The sequence below is a fragment of the Streptomyces sp. NPDC031225 genome (assembly GCF_055570355.1).
Genome location: NZ_JBVIHJ010000030.1, coordinates 43,436 through 60,242, shown reverse-complemented (window position 1 = coordinate 60,242; position 16,807 = coordinate 43,436). Strand labels below are relative to the sequence as shown.

The following is a 16,807-nucleotide window of genomic DNA, read 5'->3' as shown; positions in this document are numbered from 1 at the left end:
TCAACGCAGCCGTGGGGGCCCAGGTTCCATGGGGTTCCCCAGGATGCACTGTGGCCCGGCTGGGGCAAAGCTGTGAGCCATGGGTATCGATGAATACGGCGGTGGACAGGGGCCTCAGCCCGACGTTCTCGTGGTGACCACGAACGACGTACCCGGCTACCGGGTCGACGAGGTGCTGGGTGAGGTCTTCGGGTTGACGGTGCGTTCCCGGCACCTCGGCAGCCAGATCGGGGCCGGGCTGAAGTCGATGATCGGCGGTGAACTCAAGGGGCTCACCAAGACGCTGGTGCAGACCCGCAACCAGGCCATGGAGCGGCTCGTGGAGCAGGCACGCGCGCGTGGCGCGAACGCCGTGCTGACGTTCCGCTTCGACGTGACCGAGGCGGCGGACGTGGGCACGGAGGTGTGCGCCTACGGCACGGCGGTGGTCCTGACCCGGGAATGACGGCCCGGGTCAGGACCGTCAGGAGGCGTGACGGGCCGCGTTGGCCGTGATCGCGTCCCTGAGGTGCTCGGCCAGTCCTGGGCGCATGCTGTCGTAGAACGCCTTGAAACGTTCGTCCGATACGTACATCTCGCCCAGGCACTGGTGCATCTCGTACGGGCAGTCGTAGTACCAGGTGCAGATGTGCTGCCGGTGTTCCTCGGCCATGGCCGTCGCCGCCTCGCCGGACGGCGGCTCTCCGGCGGCCATCAGGGCGGCGTAGCGCTCGCTCCAGGCGTCGACCTCGGCCTGCAGGCGTTTCCAGTCGTCCTTGGTGTAGCGGGCGGCGCGGCGCTGTGACTCGGCGTAGGTCTCGGTGCCGCCCCAGCGCTGTTCGGCCTCCTCGGCGTACTGCTCGGGGTCCTTGTCGCCGAAGACCTCGAAGCGTTCCTCGGGGGTGAGATCGATACCCATCGTGCGTGCCTCCATGGCGTGTTCGACGGCCGCCGCCATCTTCTGCAGTTTCTCGATCCGGGCGGTCAGCAGTTCGTGCTGGCGGCGCAGGTGCGCGCGCGGGTCCGCGGCCGGGTCGTCGAGCAGGGCGGCGACCTCGTCGAGCGGGAAGCCGAGCTCCCGGTAGAACAGGATCTGCTGCAGCCGGTCGAGGTCGGCGTCGTTGTAGCGCCGGTGGCCCGCGTGGCTGCGTGCGCCGGGGGCGAGCAGGCCGATGTCGTCGTAGTGGTGCAGGGTGCGCACCGTCACGCCGGCGAAGTCCGCGACCTGTCCCACGGAATAGCTCACTTCGTCCGCTCCCTTCTCGGTACGTGCTCCACGGTGCGTCCTCACGCCACGTGAGGTGCAAGCCGGGCGGGAGCACCTCCGGATGTCAGGCCCGTTTTGTCCGTTTATGGTGAACCCGTGGCCGAGGACTCCGCCCGGCAGGTGCCCTCCGCCCCTGCGCGCGCTGTCGTGCGCCCTGTCGCCGTCGATCCACCAGGACCTGGTTCCGGGGCCCCGCCATGGTCACCGGCTGCCGGGCCGGTCGCCGACGGGCCGGCGTCCGCGGAGGCTGTCGCGGGCACTCGGAACCCCGGCCCGCCGACCGACGTTGATCTCTTCAGGAGGCAAGCCCATGCCACTGCACCAAGGTCCTGAGAAGCCCGACGAGCGCCCGTTGTCCGTCAATCCCTTCTACGGCGTGGCCAATCCGGTCGGCGGGATGACCGAGGCCCTGCCCAAGCACCGGCTCCCCACCGCGCCCATGCCCCCGGACACCGCCCATCAGCTGGTCCGCGACGAGCTGATGCTGGACGGCAACTCCCGGCTGAACCTCGCCACCTTCGTCACCACCTGGATGGAACCCCAGGCCGGGGCCCTGATGGCGGAGTGCCGCGACAAGAACATGATCGACAAGGACGAGTATCCGCGCACCGCCGAGCTGGAGCGGCGCTGTGTGGCGATCCTTGCCGACCTGTGGAACGCGCCGGATCCCTCGGTGGCCGTGGGGTGTTCGACGACCGGCTCCAGTGAGGCGTGCATGCTCGCCGGCATGGCGCTCAAGCGGCGCTGGGCCCAGCGGAACGCCGACCGGTACCCGGGGGCGCGGCCGAACCTCGTGATGGGCGTCAACGTCCAGGTGTGCTGGGAGAAGTTCTGCACCTTCTGGGAGGTGGAGGCCCGCCAGGTGCCCATGGAGGGTGACCGCTTCCACCTCGACCCGCAGGCCGCCGCCGAGCTGTGCGATGAGAACACCATCGGGGTCGTGGGCATCCTCGGCTCCACCTTCGACGGCTCCTACGAGCCCGTCGCCGAGCTGTGCGCGGCCCTGGACCAGCTCCAGGAGCGCACGGGCCTGGACATCCCCGTGCACGTCGACGGGGCGTCCGGCGCCATGGTCGCGCCGTTCCTCGATGAGGACCTGACGTGGGACTTCCGGCTGCCGAGGGTCGCCTCCATCAACACCTCCGGGCACAAGTACGGGCTGGTGTACCCGGGTGTCGGCTGGGCGCTGTGGCGGGACAAGGAGGCGCTGCCCGAGGAGCTCGTGTTCCGCGTCAACTACCTGGGCGGCGACATGCCGACCTTCGCGCTCAACTTCTCCCGCCCCGGCGCCCAGGTCGTCGCGCAGTACTACACCTTCCTGCGGCTGGGCCGCGAGGGCTACCGGGCCGTGCAGCAGTCCACGCGTGATGTGGCCCGGGGCGTCGCCGAACGCGTGGAGGAGCTCGGCGACTTCCGGTTGCTGACCCGGGGTGACGAGCTCCCGGTGTTCGCGTTCACCACGGCGCCGGACATCGAGGCGTACGACGTCTTCGACGTGTCCCGGCGGATGCGCGAGCGTGGCTGGCTGGTGCCCGCGTACACCTTCCCGCCGAACCGGGAGGACCTGTCGGTGCTGCGGGTGGTGTGCCGCAACGGCTTCACGGCCGACCTCGCCGACCTGTTCGTGGAGGACCTGGAGCGCCTGCTGCCCGAACTGCGCCGCCAGCCGCACCCGTTGACGAGGGATAAGGGCGCGGCGACGGCGTTCCACCACTAGGGCGGTCCTGGGACTTGTCGAGGCAGGCGGGACGTGACGGCAGGCCCTGGGGCGCGGCGTGGTGGCCGAGCCGCGTGAGAGGGCGGGTTCTAGCGGCTCAGTCGGCCGAACCTCCGTACGGCCAGCGGGAAGAACACCGCGAGGAGGCCCAGGGGCCAGGCGACGGCGGCCCAGATGTGTCCCGGTTCGCCGCCGGGGCCGCCCAGCAGGTCCCGGACGGCCGTCGCGGTCCGGGACATGGGGTTCCACTCGACGGCCGTGCCCAGCCAGCCGGGCATGGAGCCGGGGGTCGCGAAGGCGTTGGACAGGAAGCCCACCGGCCAGACCAGGATCTGTACCGCCTGCACCAGTTCCGGCTTTCCGGCGACCATCGCCAGCTGGATGCCGATCCAGAGCATGGCGAACCGGAAGAGCAGGAGCAGCCCCACGGCTCCCAGCAGTCCGCCTGCACCTCCGTGCGGGCGCCAGCCGATGGCGTACCCGACGCCGAACATCGCGGCCAGGCTCAGCACGGACTGGAGCATGTCGGCGGCCGAACGGCCCACCAGGACGGCCCCGTTGGTCATCGGCATCGACCGGAAGCGGTCGATCACGCCCTTGTCGAGGTCCCGGGTGACGGCGATCATGGTCGCCTCCAGGCCGAACGCCATGGTCAGCGCGAGCATCCCGGGGACCAGGTAGTCGACGTACTCCCCCGCGACGCCCCGCCCGCGCCGTTGGGGCCGAGGACGCCGTGGACGCTGCCGTGCGCGACCCTCAGGTCGAGCCCGTCCAGGGCGGCTTTGTCGCCGTACCGCTTGTGCAGACCTTCCGCGACGATCACGTCAACCATGGGGCGCCCTCCGGAATCAGCCTGTAATCAAACTTGACTACCTGACCAAAGCAGCGCCACCCAACCCTCTCGTCAAACTTGATTAGCCGGCATCCCCCGGATGCCGCTCCCCCGTCGCGTACGGGTTCTCCTCACCCTCCGCGAGGACGCCGACGAACGGCTCGCCCTCCCCCGCGAAGGTGTACGCCCCGCCCTCGACACGGGCGATGAGCCCCCTGGCCCACTCCGCCTCGGCGTCGGCGGTGTGGACCCAGAGGTTCATGATCTCGCCGATGTGGCCGAGCTGTTCGGGACCGCCCTCGGGCACGTAGTGCTCGGTGACGGAGGACCGCCACGCCTCGATCCCGCGGATGCGCTCCTTCAGGAGTGTCACGGCCTCGGCGCGCGGCAGTTCGACGATGAAGCCGATGGCCGCCGACTTGACGTCCATCTTCTGGTCGTACGAGGTCAGCGCCTCGCGCACCAGCCGCAGGAACTCCTCGGTGCCGGCCTCGGTGATCTCGTACTCCGTGCGTGGGGGCCCGCCCGCGGTGGACGGCGCCGTCTCGTGCTCGATCAGCAGCCCCTGCTTCGCCATCTGCCTCAGCGCGTGGTAGATCGAGCCCGGCTTGGCGTTGGACCACTCATGCGCGCCCCAGTACTCCAGGTCGTTGCGCACCTGGTAGCCATGGGCCCGCCCGTGCTGGCGCACCGCGCCGAGCACGAGAAGACGGATCGTTGACATGCGGTCCAGGTTATGGCCTCACTTTTCGGCGAGCGCCACCAGTTCGAACGCGGTCTTCCCATCGAGGGACTCCCGGACGATGTCGGCGTGACCGGCGTGCCGGGCCGTCTCACGGATCAGATGCAGCAGCACCCAGCGGACGGAGACCCGGCCCTCGGGCGGGAACCAGGGCTGGTCCGGGAGGGCGAACGTGTCGTCGAGGCTCGGCGCCGACCGGGCGAACGCCTCCGTCTCGGCGGCCACCTTCTCCCAGTACGCCAGCTGCGACGCGACGGTCTCGTCGCCGACCAGGGCGAAACACTCGTGCCAGTTCGACTGATCCCGCTGCACGGCCGGCTGCTCGCCCTTGGCGCGGGCGATCCAGCTCTGTTCGACCTCGGCGACATGCTTGACCAGGCCTCCCAGGGAGAGCTCGCTCGCGCTGGGCTTGGCTGCAGCCTGCTCCTCCGTCAGTCCGAGCACCGACCGCCGGATCCCACCGCGCTGCTCCTCCAGGAAGGACAGGAGGGCTCCGCGCTCGTCGCCGTACTCCTCCGCAGGAACGTGAGTGACCATGACCGCCGCCTTTCATCGGTTCGAGGGGCCTTCCCCTCGACACCCACGAAGTTACGGGCCCTTGAGGACAGTTCCGGTCCTAAAGGGCCCGCGGCAGCGGTCGTACGCGAGAAATCAGAACGGGAAGCCGCTGCGGCCGTGCTGGACCGAGATCCACTTGGTGGTGGTGAAGGAGTCCAGCATGGTGTCGCCGTTCAGGCGGCCGATGCCGGAGTGCTTCTCGCCGCCGAAGGGGACGATCGGCTCGTCGTGGACGGTGCCGTCGTTGACGTGGAACATGCCGGTCTCGATCTGCTTGGCGAAGGCGACACCCCGCTCGATGTTCGCGGTGTGGACGGCACCGCTGAGCCCGTACGGGGTGTCGTTGGCCAGGCGGACGGCCTCTTCCTCGCCGTCGAAGGTGATGAGGAACGCGACCGGGCCGAAGACCTCCTGGCGGAGCAGTTCGGAGCCGGCGGGGACTCCGGCGAGGACCGAGGGCTCGACCAGGTTGTCGGTGGTGGTGCCGTGCACCAGCGCGGTGGCGCCCTCGGCGAGCGCCTGCTCGACGACGCTCGAAAGGGCGTCCGCCTGCGAGGAGTTGATCACCGGGCCGATGACCGTCTCGGGGTCGCGCGGGTCGCCGACCTTCAGCGTGCGCACCTTGGCGACGAACTTCTCGGTGAACTCGTCGGCGACCGCGCGGTCGACCAGCACCCGGTTGGCGGCCATGCAGACCTGGCCCTGGTGGACGAACCGGCTGAAGACGGCGGCGTCGACGGCGTAGTCGATGTCCGCGTCGTCGAGGACCACGAGGGCGCTGTTGCCGCCGAGTTCGAGGACCGAGCGCTTGAAGTTGGCGGCGCAGACGGTGGCGACGTGACGGCCGACCTTGTCGGAGCCGGTGAAGGAGATGACCTTGGGGATCGGGTGCTCGATGAAGGCGTCGCCGATCTCGGCGATGTCGGTGATGACGACGTTGAGCAGACCGCCGGGCAGGCCCGCGTCCTCGAAGATCTTCGCGACCAGGGAGCCGCCGACGATCGGGGTGTTCTGGTGCGGCTTGAGGACCACGGCGTTGCCGAGCGCGAGCGCCGGGGCGACGGACTTCAGCGACAGCAGGAAGGGGAAGTTGAAGGGGCTGATCACGCCCACGACACCGACGGGCACGCGGTAGACGCGGTTCTCCTTGCCGTCCACCGGCGAGGGGATGATCTTGCCTTCGGGGCGCAGGGAGAGGTTGATCGCCTCGCGCAGGAACTCCTTGGCGAGGTGGAGCTCGAACCCGGCCTTCAGGCGGGTGCCGCCGAGCTCCGCGATGATCGCCTCGGCGATCTCGCCCTCGCGCTCCTCGATCAGCCGCAGGGCCTTCTCGAACACCGCGCGGCGGGCGTAGGGGTTGGTCTTCGCCCACGCCTTCTGCGCGCGGGCGGCGGCCCGGTAGGCGTCGTCGACCTCGTCGATCGTGGCTATCGTGATCGACGCCAGCTTCTCGTCGTCGTACGGGTTGAAGTCGATGATGTCCCAGGAGCCCGTGCCCGGGCGCCACTCACCGTCGATGTACTGCTGCGCCAGGTCGGTGAAGTACGACGACATGTGATCCCCAAATCACTAGCAGACACACGATCAACGTCACGGTCTGATCACACGTCATGGTACGTGCGCGACACGCGAGTTGGGCACGCTGAGCAATCTTCTGGGGAGAACCCTGCGTTGTCCGGTGGAGATCCCGTGCGCTTCAGGACAGCTCCAGGCCACCTGTCAGGACAGCTGAAGCAGACCGCGCAGCAGATCCCGACTCTCGCCCGGGCCGGGACTGTCCTGCTGGAGCTCCTTGAGCGCCTTCTCGTACTGCGTCACGTCCTCGCGCTTGTCCAGGTAGAGCGCGCTGGTGAGCTGCTCCAGGTAGACGACGTCCGTGAGGTCGGACTCGGTGAAGCTGAGGATGGTGAACGCGCCGCTCTCGCCGGAGTGGCCGCCGAAGCCGAACGGCATGATCTGCAGCCGCACGTTGGGGCGTTCGGAGATCTCGATGAGGTGCTGGAGCTGCTCGCGCATCACCGCGCGGTCGCCGTACGGGCGCCGCAGGGACGCCTCGTCGAGCACCACGTGGAACTCGGGCCCGGCCTCGTCGGCCAGGTGCTTCTGACGCTCCAGACGCAGCGCCACGCGCTTCTCCACGTCCGCCTCGCTGGCGCCCTGCATGCCGCGCCGTACGACTGCACGCGCATACGCCTCGGTCTGCAGCAGGCCGTGGATGAACTGGACCTCGTAGGCGCGGATGAGGGAGGCCGCGCCCTCCAGACCCACATAGGTGGGGAACCAGCTCGGCAGGACGTCGGAGTAACTGTGCCACCAGCCCGCGACGTTGGCCTCACGGGCGAGGGAGAGGAGCGAGGCGCGCTCCTGCCCGTCCGTGATGCCGTAGAGGGTCAGCAGATCCTCAACGTCCCGCGTCTTGAAGCTCACCCGGCCCAGTTCCATCCGGCTGATCTTCGACTCCGACGCGCGGATCGAGTAACCCGCCGCCTCACGCGTGATGTTCCGCGCCTCACGCAGCCGCCTGAGTTGCGAGCCGAGCAGCATCCGCCGCACCACCGATCCGGGCTCTCCCGCGCTCACGTTCGCCAGCCTCCCCAACGTCTTCCAGGGGCCGAAGTCTGCCACTAAAACACTCCGAGCAGTACTCGTCCGATTACAGATATGGCAGGAAGCCAAAGAATCTGCATAGACCTGGGACAGAAAGAGGGGAGGAAGAGACAAGGAACGGGAGAGAAGGTGGCGGAAAAAATGGCCAACAAGCGGTACGGGAGGGTCTAATTCGGTCAGCTGCACGTGCATCTGCACCTTGCATCTGCACCGCTCATCCGAAACCATGGTCCCGCGCAACCGCTGCATCGCAACGACCGCGAATTCCCGGGAGTGCCTCGCATGGGGACGAATGGATCGACCATGCTCGAGCCGTTACGGCAGGGCCTTCCGCCGCTGGATCCCGCAGCCGCGTCCGACGCCGCCTCCTGCTCCCTTCCCGCCCGCTACGAAGCGGTCGGCGACGCACGGAGGTTCACCCGCAGAACACTCGGCCAGTGGGAGCTCGACGACTGCTTCGACGACGTCTGCCTGGTGGTCTCCGAGCTCGTCACCAACGCGCTGCGGCACGCGATGCCGGCGAACGGTGTGCGCGCGGGAGAGCAGAACCCGCCCGTGCGGCTGCACTTGATGCGATGGACCGAGCGACTGGTGTGCGCGGTGCGCGACCCCAGCCGGGAGAGTCCGGTCGCGCGCGACACCGAGGACTTCTCGGCGGAGTCGGGACGCGGGCTGTTCCTCGTCGACTCCTTCAGCGACAGCTGGGGATGGCACCCGATGACGGAATCGCTGGGCGGCAAAATGGTCTGGGCCCTGTTCCGGCTCCAGCCGCACCCCACGACGGCACCTGCCGAGTGATGCACCGCGGCTTTTTGCGACGCCAAGGTTCTACGCGCGTCACACAACGCACGTGCACGGTCACCCCCGGTCGCCCATGGGTGACCGGGGATCAACCCGCTATCAGGTGGTCGAACTCGCCGTCCTTGATGCCCAGCAGCATCGCCTCGATCTCCGCGCGCGTGTAGACGAGCGCGGGACCGTCCGGGAAGCGGGAGTTGCGGACCGCAACACCCCCGTCGGGCAGGCGCGCGAACTCCACGCAGGAGCCCTGCGAGTTGCTGTGCCGGCTCTTCTGCCAGGCCACCCCGTTCAGAGTCGTGGCCGTCATGCCGTTGTACACGTCGAGGTCCACAGGTCGCTCCCCGGTGGTGCGGTGGCCATGTGGCCAGTGATGCAGTGGTCAACTGGTCCGGATCATAGCTCTGTTCACGTGCAGATGCATGAGCAGATGCACGTGCACGAGGGGTGTTCCTGCGGTTACAGATGTGACGTGTGGGGCGCGACTTCCGTTCCCGTCCTCGGGACGAACCCTCGTGCACTAGAGAGACGCGAACCGGGCCACCGGTGTTCCACGTTCCGGGGAAGGATGCGCTCAGCGGCTCCCGTACGGCAGCAGTGCCATCTCCCGCGCGTTCTTGATCGCTCGCGCCAGCAACCGTTGCTGCTGGGCCGAGACCCGCGTGACCCGGCGGCTGCGGATCTTGCCGCGGTCGGAGATGAACTTTCGCAACAGGTCGGTGTCCTTGTAGTCGATGTAGGTGATCTTCGCCTGGTCCAGCGGGTTGGGCCGGTCCTTGGCGGGCTTGCGCTCGGGCTTGCGGGGCATACGGGTCAGACCTCCAGGAGGGTGTCGAAGGCGGGCGGGAGCCGCTTCCAGGCGGCGCGGCCCGCGGCGTACTCGGCGTCGGTCAACAGGCAGGACTCCAGCAGCCGTTCGAGTCCGTCGCGGTCGAGGCCGGGCGAGGTGAAGACGAGGTGCTGGCAGCAGTCGCCGTGCTCGGGGTGCCAGTCCATGGCGGCGGCCGCCCGGCGCACCGGCGGGACCATGTCCCAGGCCGCGTCCGGGAGGGACGCGAGCCAGGGGCCCGCGCTCTCCACGCACAGGGCGCCGCCGGCCGCGTCCCAGTGCAGCAGCACGTCCGGCCTGTCGGCCAGCCAGAAGCGGCCCCGGCTGCGGGCGGCCGCGCAGGTGATGTCCTCCAGGGCCTCGTAGAGCCGCTCGGGGTGGAACGGACGGCGGCGGTGCCACACGAGCGTGCAGACGCCGTGCGCATCGGCATCGGCGGGGAGCAGGGCGCACGCGGGGTGCTGGGCGGCCGCCGCGGACTCCACGTCGAAGCCGGCGAGGGCGGCCCGGGCGAGCGGGGACTGCGCGGTGGGCCGTACCGGATAGCGGGTGCCCGCCGGATCCGTCGGGCGGGGGTCCCCGATCGGGACCCGGCGGGCCGTCGGGTGCAGCTGGGCGAGGAGTTCGCGGTCCTCCTCGTCGGCCTCCGGGGAGTCGAGGACGGCGAGGGCGGGGGCGTACTCCAGCTGGCGGGCGAAGGTGTCGGCGACCGTGCGCTGGTCGGTGGCCGCCGCGGCGAGACCGCGCTCGGCGAGGTCGTCGCCGTTGCCGAGGTAGGGCAGCACGAGCGCCGGGTCGACGGCGGTGATCACGCCGGTGACCGTGAGGCCGCCGGCCGTGACCACCTCCGCCATGGCCTTGGGCTCGACGGAGTCCCACAGCTCGACGACCGCGAGACGCAGCGACCCCGCCGCGTCCAGGCGGCGCAGCTCCGGGACCAGGTCCTCCCGGAGCGCGCAGCACGCGCAGTCGTTGACCAGGGGCGCCTCGCCGGCGTCGATGATGCCGGCGGCGTCGCGGATCGTCCGCACGACGGTGCCGGCCGCGGCCGTCGCCAGGTCGTGGTGGAGGACCACGCTGCCCGGCACCTCGTCGAGGAGCTGTTGGACGACCGCCTTGCGGGCGTCGGCGTGCAGCCCGCCGACGATCACGACGGAGAGCATCAGCCCTGCTTTCCGTACCGGCGCTCGAAGCGCTCCACGCGCCCCGCGGTGTCCAGGACGCGGGCCGTGCCGGTGTAGAAGGGGTGGCTGACGTTCGAGATCTCGACGTCGACGACCGGGTAGGTGTTGCCGTCCTCCCAGTCGACCGTCTTCCCGCTCGTCATCGTCGAGCGGGTCAGGAAGGCGTGGTTCGCGGCGCGGTCGCGGAAGACGACGGGGCCGTAGGTCGGGTGGATTCCCTCGCGCATGGTCAGCGCTCCTCTCGGAAGTCGACGTGGCGGGCGACGACCGGGTCGTACTTGCGCAGGGTCATGCGGTCCGGGTCGTTGCGGCGGTTCTTGCGGGTCACATAGGTGAAGCCGGTCCCGGCGGTGGACCGGAGCTTGGTGACCGGGCGGAGTTCGTTGCGAGCCATGCTGCTATCTTACTGAAAATGAATTCCATTTACACAACCGCTTCGAGAGAGGTGCGTCACCCGTGTCCGCCCACTGCATGCTGACCGGCGCCCGACCGGGCTTCGGCAACCGCATCTCCCGCTCCCACCGGCGCACTTCGCGCCGTTTCGACCCCAACATCCAGTCCAAGCGCTACTGGCTGCCCACCGAGGGCCGGCATGTGCGGCTGCGGCTGAGCACGAAGGGGATCAAGACCGTCGACACGATCGGCGTCGAGGCTGCCGTGGCGCGCATCCGCGCGCGCGGGGTGCGGGTCTGAGGATTCGAGGGGAGAACCGGTATGGCGAAGAAAAGCAAGATCGCGAAGAACGAGAAGCGCCAGGAGGTCGTCGCGCGGTACGCCGAACGACGGGCCGAGCTGAAGGAGATCATCCGGCGACCGTCCTCCACCGATGCCGAACGGCTCGCCGCACAGGAGGAGTTGCGGCGACAGCCGCGGGACGCGAGCGCCACGCGCGTGCGCAACCGTGACCAGGTGGACGGCCGTCCGCGCGGCTACTTCCGGACCTTCGGACTGTCCCGGGTCGGCCTGCGGAAGCAGGCGCACGCGGGATATCTGCCAGGTGTGCGCAAATCGTCCTGGTAACTCTCACGGGTGGTGCTGGTAGCTTGCTGCGGTCCGGCCGGGCCGACCGCTACAGCTTGGGAGCTCCAGTGACTTCCACGAACTTCTCGCGCACGGTGTCGCGTCGACGGGCCGGGCTCGTGGGCGCGGGACTCGTGGGCGTGCTCGTGCTGACGGCGTGCAGCGGCGGCGGCTCGGACGACGAGCCGTCGCCCAGCACGAGCGCGTCCGGCTCGTCCTCGACGACCGCCTCCCCCTCCGCCTCGTCGTCCGCGTCCGGGAAGGTGGCGGGCAGCTGGCTGGCCACCACCGGCGGCAAGGCCGTGGCGCTGCTGGTCAACGGCGACCAGGCCGGCCTCTTCGCCACCGGCGGCACGGTGTGCAGCGGCTCCGCGAGCGCGGACAGGATCCGCCTGAAGTGCACGGACGGCAGCACGGACCGGGCCGACGGGACGGTCGAGTCGGTCGGCAGGAGCACCCTCAAGATCAACTGGAAGGGTGGTCTCGGCACCGAGACCTACACCCGGGCCGGGGGCGGTCAGCTGCCGAGCGGACTGCCGACGCCGAGCCTCGGGTCGTAGCCGAAGGTGTTGGCGGGGCGGCCCGAGGGCAGCCCGCGGGCACCAGGACGGGCAACCGTGGGGTCCCGTCATGCGTGATGATCCATGCACCGGATCGTTCACACAGAGGACTTCACATGCGCGCCGCCCCCCTCACCGCCACCACCCTCGCCGCCGCCCTGCTCCTGACCGGCTGCTCCAGTGGCGGTGACAGCGACAGCGACAAGGCGGACGGTGGCAGCGCCGCCGCGAGCCCGAGCAACGGCACCACGTGCAAGATCGGCACCATGGACGTGGAGGTCGGACCCGCCAACGTGGCCCCCGCCGCCGGGGACACCGGCAACATCCCCGTCACCCTCACCAACCAGAGCGCCGACTGCACCCTGGACGGCTTCCCCGGCATCGACCTGAACGCCACGGACTCGTCGGCGAGCGTCTCACCCCTGAAGGGCTCGGCGGCCGCGAAGCTGACCCTGGCCAAGGGCACGGCAGCCACCTTCACCATCACGTACGTACGGGGCGAGGCGGGCGGCAAGGCGAGCCTCGACGTGAAGACGCTGAACATCGCCCTGCCGGGGTCCGGGACTGCCAAGAGCTACAAGTGGTCGTACGGCCCGGTCCAGGGCCAGAGCGACAACGCCGGCGTCCCGAACGCCTCGGTCGGCGCCTTCACTCAGGCCGGCGACTGAGCCGGGGCCGGTTGCCGACCTGCGCCCGGTCGGCCGCCTGGGCGCCCTCGGTCCAGCCCGCCTCGTCGGTGACACCGCGCAGCCGGGTCGTGCTGGTCTCCGGGAACATCTGGTCCACGCGGTCGGTGACGGCGACCGCGCGGGAGGCGAGGACCGGGAGCAGGTCCTCGGTGACCGGGGCCTCGGCGGCGGCGCGCAGACGGTCGCCGACGCGGTGGGCGTAGGCCGCGAGGAACGACTGCCGGAAGGTCTTGGTGCGCCTGCGGCCGCCCGCGCGCTGGGCGGCCTCCGCCTTCGCCATCGCGGACTGCGCCTGCACGAGCAGGGAGGTGTACAGGAGTTCGACCGATTCCAGGTCGGCCTCGAAGCCCACGACGGTGGAGAAGGCGAACGGTTCGTTCCACACGGCCCGGCAGTGGTTGGCGGTGGCGACCGCGTCCAGCAGCACCGCCTTCGCCTGCTCGTACGGCGGCTCCACCCCGATCCGGCAGGCGCCGGGGGCGTCCTTCGAAGGCGCCTGCGCGTCCAGCAGCGCCTCGTCGACGCTGTGCCGTGCCATCAGCTCCTGCGCCTTGGCGGTGAGCGCCTCCGCCTCCTCCGGATAGCCGGTCGCCTCCGCCTTGGCGAGCAGGGCACGGATACGGCCGAGCGTGCGGGTGTCGCCCCCGCGCTGCCCCTTGGACTGTCCCCTGTGCTGCCCGTTGTGCTCTCGCTGCGGTTCCTCCAGCGGTTCCAGCGCGGGCAGGCGCAGCAGCAGGCGGTACAGCTCCAGTACGGCGGTGGCGTGCGTGAAGCGGTCGGGGCGGGGCGTGGTCTCGTCGAGGTCTTCCAGCTGGGCGAGCTGAGCGGTCCAGCGGCGCCCGCGCGGGCGGTCGTCGGGGGCCTGCGCGCGGATGAGGGCCGTCGCGAGCCGTACGTGCAGGTCGTCCAGTTCGCGTCGGACGATCCGTACGACATCGGCGGGCTGCCAGCCGCGCCGCCAGGCCTGCGCCACGAACTCGGCGCCCCGCCCGGCCAGTTCGGTGTCGGCGGCGGGGTCGGCGGCGAGGAGGGAGGCGCCGCCGTCCAGGGCGGTGTCGTCCTCGGCGTAGAGGGCGGCCCGGAAGGCGCGGTCGACGGTTCCGGGCGTATCGCTGCTCGCACTACTGCTGGTACTGCCGGTGCCACTGCTCACGCGGTCGATGGTCTCACCCCTCCCCCACTGTCAACCAAGGGTTGACGCCTCCCGGGTGTCAACCTATGGTTGACACATGACAGCCAACCCCAACGTCACGTCATCCGTACGGCTCGACGACCTCATCACGGCCATCAAGAAGGTCCACGTCGAGCCCCTCGACCAACTCCAGGACGCGGTGATCGCCGCCGACCACCTCGGCGAGGTGGCGGACCATCTGATCGGCCACTTCGTCGACCAGGCACGACGTTCCGGCGCCTCCTGGACGGACATCGGCAGGAGCATGGGGGTCACCCGGCAGGCGGCGCAGAAGCGGTTCGTGCCGAAGGAGTCGGCGGACCTGAACGCCGACCAGGGCTTCAGCCGGTACACCCCGCGGGCCCGCAACGTGGTGATGAGCGCCCACAACGCGGCCATCACCGCCCGCAACCCCGAGGGCCGCCCCGAACACCTCGTCCTCGGCCTGCTGGCCGAACCGGAGGGCCTCGCGGCCAAGGCGATCGTCGGCGGTGGCGTCACCCTCGACGCCGTACGCCAGGCCGCGACCGACGCCCTGCCGCCGGCCGCCGACGAGGTCCCGGAGCTCATCCCGTACGGCTCCGACGCCAAGAAGGTCCTGGAACTCACCTTCCGCGAGGCGCTCCGCCTGGGCCACAACTACATCGGCACCGAGCACATCCTGCTGGCCCTGCTGGAGTTCGAGCACGGCACCGGGGTCCTGTCCGGCCTCGGTATCGAGAAGGGGGCGGTCGAGGGTGCCCTGCTCAAGGAGCTGGAGGGGTATCTGAAGCCTCAGGGGACGGAGGGCTGAGGGGGGCGCGGGCTGGGGGGCTGAGGGGGCGGGCCAAGGGGGCGCGGCTCGCGGGACTGGGGGCCGGCGGGACTGGGGGCCGACCGGGGTTTCTTCGGGGGCGTTTTTGCCCGGAAGGTCCGTTGTCAGACCCTCCTGGCACACTCGCAACCATGACCGACCGCTGGGCTCTCGCTCCGGCCGAGGACGGTGGCGTGGAGTTCGCCGCCCTCGGTGCGGACGGGCTGCCCGCGGGGCCGGTGCGGCGGGAGGCGGACCTGGCCCGGGCCGTGCGGGGGCGGCCCGAGGTGTCGCGGTGGGTGTGGCGGTCCACCACCGAGGTGTATCCGCGGCTGCTCGCCGCGGGCGTGCGGGTGGAGCGGTGCTACGACATCGAGGACGCCGAGACCCTCCTGCTCGGCCACGCCGGACGGTCCGGCGAACCCCGCTCGGCCGCGGCCGCCCTGGCTCGGCTGCGCGGCGGCCCGGTACCGCCCGATCCGCCCCAGCGTTCCGCCGAACCGGGCGCGCAGTCACCGCTGTTCGAGCCGCAGAGCGTCCATGTGCCGCTGACCGACCTCCTTGAGGTCTACGCCGACCAGCAGCGACGGCACGACGCCACCGCGCACCCCGACCGGATGCGGCTGCTGACCGCCGCCGAGTCGGCGGGGATGCTGGTGGCCGCCGAGATGAACCGCACCGGGCTGCCGTGGAGCGCCGAGACACATCGCCGGGTGCTGCACGAACTGCTCGGCGAGCGGTATGCCGGCGGTGGCGAGCCGCGCAGACTGGCCGAGCTCGCCGACGAGGTGTCCGCCGCCTTCGGACGCCGGGTGCGGCCCGATCTGCCCGCCGATGTCATCAAGGCGTTCGCGCAGGCCGGCGTCAAGGTGAAGTCCACCCGCCGCTGGGAGATCGAGTCCGTCGACCACCCGGCCGTGAAACCGCTGGTCGAGTACAAGAAGCTTTACCGCATCTGGGTCGCCCACGGCTGGTCCTGGCTGCAGGACTGGGTGCGGGACGGGCGCTTCCGCCCCGAGTTCCTGGCGGGCGGAACCGTCACCGGCCGCTGGGTCACCAACGGCGGGGGCGCGCTGCAGATCCCCAAGGTGATCCGGCGTGCGGTGGTCGCCGACCCCGGCTGGCGGCTCGTCGTCGCCGATGCCGACCAGATGGAACCGCGGGTGCTGGCGGCCATCTCCCGGGACCCGGGGCTCATGGAGGTGGCGGGACGGGAGACCGACCTCTACCAGTCCGTCTCCGACCGGGCCTTCTCCGGCGACCGCGGCCAGGCCAAGCTCGCCGTGCTCGGCGCGGTCTACGGCCAGACCTCGGGCGACGGCCTCAAGAACCTCGCCGCGCTCAGACGCCGGTTCCCGAAGGCAGTGGCGTACGTCGACGACGCGGCCCGCGCGGGCGAGGAGGGCCGACTGGTGCGGACCTGGCTGGGGCGGACGTGCCCGCCGGCGGTCGGGGCGGGAGACGCCGGGGAGGAGGCGGGCATGCCGCAGGACGAACCGGCCGCGCAGTCCGCCGACGAGGGCTGGATGCCTGGTTACGCCTCCACCAACGCCCGCGCCCGGGGCCGGTTCGCCCGGAACTTCGTGGTGCAGGGCAGTGCCGCCGACTGGGCCCTGCTGCTGCTCGCCGCGTTGCGGCAGGCCTGTGCGCAGATGGCGGCCGAACTGGTCTTCTTCCAGCACGACGAGGTGATCGTGCACTGTCCCGAGGAGGAGACCGAGGCGGTCGTGGCGGCGATCAGGGAGGCGTCGGACCTGGCCGGGCGGCTGACGTTCGGCGAGACGCCGGTGCGGTTTCCGTTCACGACGGCGGTGGTGGAGTGCTATGCCGACGCGAAGTGATGTCCGGGGGGCCGGGGATCAGGGGGTCCGGGGGCCCGGAGGCCCGGAGGCCCGGCGGTCCGGAGGCCCGGCGGTCCGGAGGCCCGGCGGTCCGGAGGCCCGGCGGTCCGGAGGCCCGGCGGTCCGGGGGCCCGGCGGTCCGGAGGCCCGGCGGTCCGGGGGCCCGGCGGTCCGGGGGTCCGGAGGCCGGGCGCCGGCGGTCCGGGGGTCCGGAGGCCGG

General features: G+C 70.6%; 20 protein-coding genes and 2 pseudogenes. 9 read left to right on the top strand and 13 right to left on the bottom strand.

The genetic code is table 11. From position 1 onward, the window contains the following. The first annotated feature begins 79 nt into the window (after window positions 1–79). Window positions 80–445 (top strand): YbjQ family protein, encoded by a 366-nt coding sequence (locus ACZ48Z_RS38030; protein WP_468740471.1) that lies wholly within the window; start codon window positions 80–82, stop codon window positions 443–445. 18 nt (window positions 446–463) lie between these two features. Here ACZ48Z_RS38030 and ACZ48Z_RS38025 read toward each other — a convergent pair whose 3' ends face one another. Further along, entirely contained in the window at window positions 464–1,225 is a 762-nt protein-coding gene (locus ACZ48Z_RS38025; protein WP_468740470.1) for a MerR family transcriptional regulator, read from the bottom strand. Between the two features lie 331 nt (window positions 1,226–1,556). Between ACZ48Z_RS38025 and ACZ48Z_RS38020 the strand changes: the two genes are divergently transcribed. Then, entirely contained in the window at window positions 1,557–2,963 is a 1,407-nt protein-coding gene (locus tag ACZ48Z_RS38020; RefSeq protein ID WP_468740469.1) for a glutamate decarboxylase, read from the top strand. An 89-nt stretch (window positions 2,964–3,052) separates the two neighbouring features. Here ACZ48Z_RS38020 and ACZ48Z_RS38015 read toward each other — a convergent pair. The 6 genes and pseudogenes from ACZ48Z_RS38015 to ACZ48Z_RS37990 form a co-directional block, all read right to left on the bottom strand. Next, window positions 3,053–3,673, bottom strand: a pseudogene (locus ACZ48Z_RS38015) (ABC transporter permease); the annotation flags it as partial. Beyond that, window positions 3,670–3,795, bottom strand: a pseudogene (locus ACZ48Z_RS38010) (daunorubicin/doxorubicin resistance ABC transporter ATP-binding protein DrrA); the annotation flags it as partial. The pseudogenes ACZ48Z_RS38010 and ACZ48Z_RS38015, both read right to left, overlap by 4 nt. Window positions 3,796–3,877: 82 nt before the next feature. Beyond that, complete coding sequence (locus tag ACZ48Z_RS38005; RefSeq protein WP_468740468.1) at window positions 3,878–4,519, bottom strand: PadR family transcriptional regulator; 642 nt, start codon at window positions 4,517–4,519, stop codon at window positions 3,878–3,880. Between the two features lie 18 nt (window positions 4,520–4,537). Continuing rightward, complete coding sequence (locus ACZ48Z_RS38000; protein ID WP_468740467.1) at window positions 4,538–5,074, bottom strand: DinB family protein; 537 nt, start codon at window positions 5,072–5,074, stop codon at window positions 4,538–4,540. Window positions 5,075–5,188: 114 nt separating this feature from the next. Then, window positions 5,189–6,649 (bottom strand): aldehyde dehydrogenase family protein, encoded by a 1,461-nt coding sequence (locus ACZ48Z_RS37995; RefSeq protein WP_468740466.1) that lies wholly within the window; start codon window positions 6,647–6,649, stop codon window positions 5,189–5,191. Between the two features lie 165 nt (window positions 6,650–6,814). Beyond that, entirely contained in the window at window positions 6,815–7,639 is an 825-nt protein-coding gene (locus ACZ48Z_RS37990) for a helix-turn-helix domain-containing protein (RefSeq protein ID WP_468740532.1), read from the bottom strand. Between the two features lie 366 nt (window positions 7,640–8,005). Here ACZ48Z_RS37990 and ACZ48Z_RS37985 point away from each other — a divergent pair, with 366 nt between their 5' ends. Further along, window positions 8,006–8,500, top strand: coding sequence for an ATP-binding protein (locus ACZ48Z_RS37985; RefSeq protein ID WP_468740465.1), 495 nt, complete (start codon window positions 8,006–8,008; stop codon window positions 8,498–8,500). A 91-nt stretch (window positions 8,501–8,591) separates the two neighbouring features. On the opposite strand, the gene ACZ48Z_RS37980 is transcribed toward ACZ48Z_RS37985, so the two are convergent. From ACZ48Z_RS37980 to rpmG, 5 genes are all read right to left on the bottom strand, one after another. Beyond that, entirely contained in the window at window positions 8,592–8,834 is a 243-nt protein-coding gene (locus ACZ48Z_RS37980) for a DUF397 domain-containing protein (RefSeq protein ID WP_328749214.1), read from the bottom strand. 240 nt (window positions 8,835–9,074) lie between these two features. Next, on the bottom strand, window positions 9,075–9,308 hold the full coding sequence (gene rpsR, locus ACZ48Z_RS37975; protein ID WP_389102954.1) for a 30S ribosomal protein S18: 234 nt from the start codon (window positions 9,306–9,308) through the stop codon (window positions 9,075–9,077). 5 nt (window positions 9,309–9,313) lie between these two features. Next, entirely contained in the window at window positions 9,314–10,492 is a 1,179-nt protein-coding gene (locus tag ACZ48Z_RS37970) for a CobW family GTP-binding protein (RefSeq protein WP_468740464.1), read from the bottom strand. Continuing rightward, complete coding sequence (locus ACZ48Z_RS37965) at window positions 10,492–10,740, bottom strand: type B 50S ribosomal protein L31 (protein WP_468740463.1); 249 nt, start codon at window positions 10,738–10,740, stop codon at window positions 10,492–10,494. Before ACZ48Z_RS37965 ends, ACZ48Z_RS37970 begins: the two co-directional genes overlap by 1 nt. 2 nt (window positions 10,741–10,742) lie before the next feature. Continuing rightward, on the bottom strand, window positions 10,743–10,907 hold the full coding sequence (rpmG, locus tag ACZ48Z_RS37960; RefSeq protein ID WP_468740462.1) for a 50S ribosomal protein L33: 165 nt from the start codon (window positions 10,905–10,907) through the stop codon (window positions 10,743–10,745). A gap of 62 nt (window positions 10,908–10,969) precedes the next feature. Between rpmG and rpmB the strand changes: the two genes are divergently transcribed. The 4 genes from rpmB to ACZ48Z_RS37940 all read left to right on the top strand — a co-directional run bounded on the left by rpmB (window position 10,970) and on the right by ACZ48Z_RS37940 (window position 12,761). Next, window positions 10,970–11,206 (top strand): 50S ribosomal protein L28, encoded by a 237-nt coding sequence (rpmB, locus tag ACZ48Z_RS37955; RefSeq protein WP_468740461.1) that lies wholly within the window; start codon window positions 10,970–10,972, stop codon window positions 11,204–11,206. A 21-nt stretch (window positions 11,207–11,227) separates the two neighbouring features. Beyond that, window positions 11,228–11,533 (top strand): 30S ribosomal protein S14, encoded by a 306-nt coding sequence (rpsN, locus tag ACZ48Z_RS37950; protein WP_468740460.1) that lies wholly within the window; start codon window positions 11,228–11,230, stop codon window positions 11,531–11,533. A gap of 68 nt (window positions 11,534–11,601) precedes the next feature. Then, on the top strand, window positions 11,602–12,093 hold the full coding sequence (locus ACZ48Z_RS37945; protein ID WP_468740459.1) for a hypothetical protein: 492 nt from the start codon (window positions 11,602–11,604) through the stop codon (window positions 12,091–12,093). Between the two features lie 116 nt (window positions 12,094–12,209). Further along, the gene (locus tag ACZ48Z_RS37940; protein ID WP_468740458.1) at window positions 12,210–12,761 is read left to right on the top strand and encodes a DUF4232 domain-containing protein; all 552 of its coding nucleotides are present in this window, start codon (window positions 12,210–12,212) and stop codon (window positions 12,759–12,761) included. Here ACZ48Z_RS37940 and ACZ48Z_RS37935 read toward each other — a convergent pair. Then, window positions 12,742–13,935, bottom strand: coding sequence for a DUF2786 domain-containing protein (locus ACZ48Z_RS37935; protein ID WP_468740457.1), 1,194 nt, complete (start codon window positions 13,933–13,935; stop codon window positions 12,742–12,744). The two genes, ACZ48Z_RS37940 and ACZ48Z_RS37935, sit on opposite strands and share 20 nt — an antisense overlap. A 76-nt stretch (window positions 13,936–14,011) precedes the next feature. On the opposite strand from ACZ48Z_RS37935, the gene ACZ48Z_RS37930 reads away from it, so the two are divergent. Both ACZ48Z_RS37930 and ACZ48Z_RS37925 read left to right on the top strand, forming a co-directional pair. Beyond that, window positions 14,012–14,746 carry a Clp protease N-terminal domain-containing protein gene (locus ACZ48Z_RS37930; protein WP_468740456.1) on the top strand — a complete coding sequence of 245 codons (735 nt, stop codon included), beginning with the start codon at window positions 14,012–14,014 and terminating at the stop codon, window positions 14,744–14,746. 152 nt (window positions 14,747–14,898) lie between these two features. After that, window positions 14,899–16,587, top strand: coding sequence for a bifunctional 3'-5' exonuclease/DNA polymerase (locus ACZ48Z_RS37925; protein WP_468740455.1), 1,689 nt, complete (start codon window positions 14,899–14,901; stop codon window positions 16,585–16,587). Window positions 16,588–16,807: the final 220 nt, after the last annotated feature.

Bases quoted from the DNA above. Each gene is read 5' to 3' on its own strand.
- ACZ48Z_RS38030 (WP_468740471.1), top strand. From the start codon at position 80: ATGGGTATCGATGAATACGGCGGTGGACAGGGGCCTCAGCCCGACGTT.
- ACZ48Z_RS38020 (WP_468740469.1), top strand. From the start codon at position 1,557: ATGCCACTGCACCAAGGTCCTGAGAAGCCCGACGAGCGCCCGTTGTCC.
- ACZ48Z_RS38005 (WP_468740468.1), bottom strand. From the start codon at position 4,519: ATGTCAACGATCCGTCTTCTCGTGCTCGGCGCGGTGCGCCAGCACGGG.
- ACZ48Z_RS38000 (WP_468740467.1), bottom strand. From the start codon at position 5,074: ATGGTCACTCACGTTCCTGCGGAGGAGTACGGCGACGAGCGCGGAGCC.
- ACZ48Z_RS37995 (WP_468740466.1), bottom strand. From the start codon at position 6,649: ATGTCGTCGTACTTCACCGACCTGGCGCAGCAGTACATCGACGGTGAG.
- ACZ48Z_RS37990 (WP_468740532.1), bottom strand. From the start codon at position 7,639: ATGCTGCTCGGCTCGCAACTCAGGCGGCTGCGTGAGGCGCGGAACATC.
- ACZ48Z_RS37985 (WP_468740465.1), top strand. From the start codon at position 8,006: ATGCTCGAGCCGTTACGGCAGGGCCTTCCGCCGCTGGATCCCGCAGCC.
- rpsR (WP_389102954.1), bottom strand. From the start codon at position 9,308: ATGCCCCGCAAGCCCGAGCGCAAGCCCGCCAAGGACCGGCCCAACCCG.
- ACZ48Z_RS37970 (WP_468740464.1), bottom strand. From the start codon at position 10,492: ATGCTCTCCGTCGTGATCGTCGGCGGGCTGCACGCCGACGCCCGCAAG.
- ACZ48Z_RS37965 (WP_468740463.1), bottom strand. From the start codon at position 10,740: ATGCGCGAGGGAATCCACCCGACCTACGGCCCCGTCGTCTTCCGCGAC.
- rpmG (WP_468740462.1), bottom strand. From the start codon at position 10,907: ATGGCTCGCAACGAACTCCGCCCGGTCACCAAGCTCCGGTCCACCGCC.
- rpsN (WP_468740460.1), top strand. From the start codon at position 11,228: ATGGCGAAGAAAAGCAAGATCGCGAAGAACGAGAAGCGCCAGGAGGTC.
- ACZ48Z_RS37940 (WP_468740458.1), top strand. From the start codon at position 12,210: ATGCGCGCCGCCCCCCTCACCGCCACCACCCTCGCCGCCGCCCTGCTC.
- ACZ48Z_RS37930 (WP_468740456.1), top strand. From the start codon at position 14,012: ATGACAGCCAACCCCAACGTCACGTCATCCGTACGGCTCGACGACCTC.
- ACZ48Z_RS37925 (WP_468740455.1), top strand. From the start codon at position 14,899: ATGACCGACCGCTGGGCTCTCGCTCCGGCCGAGGACGGTGGCGTGGAG.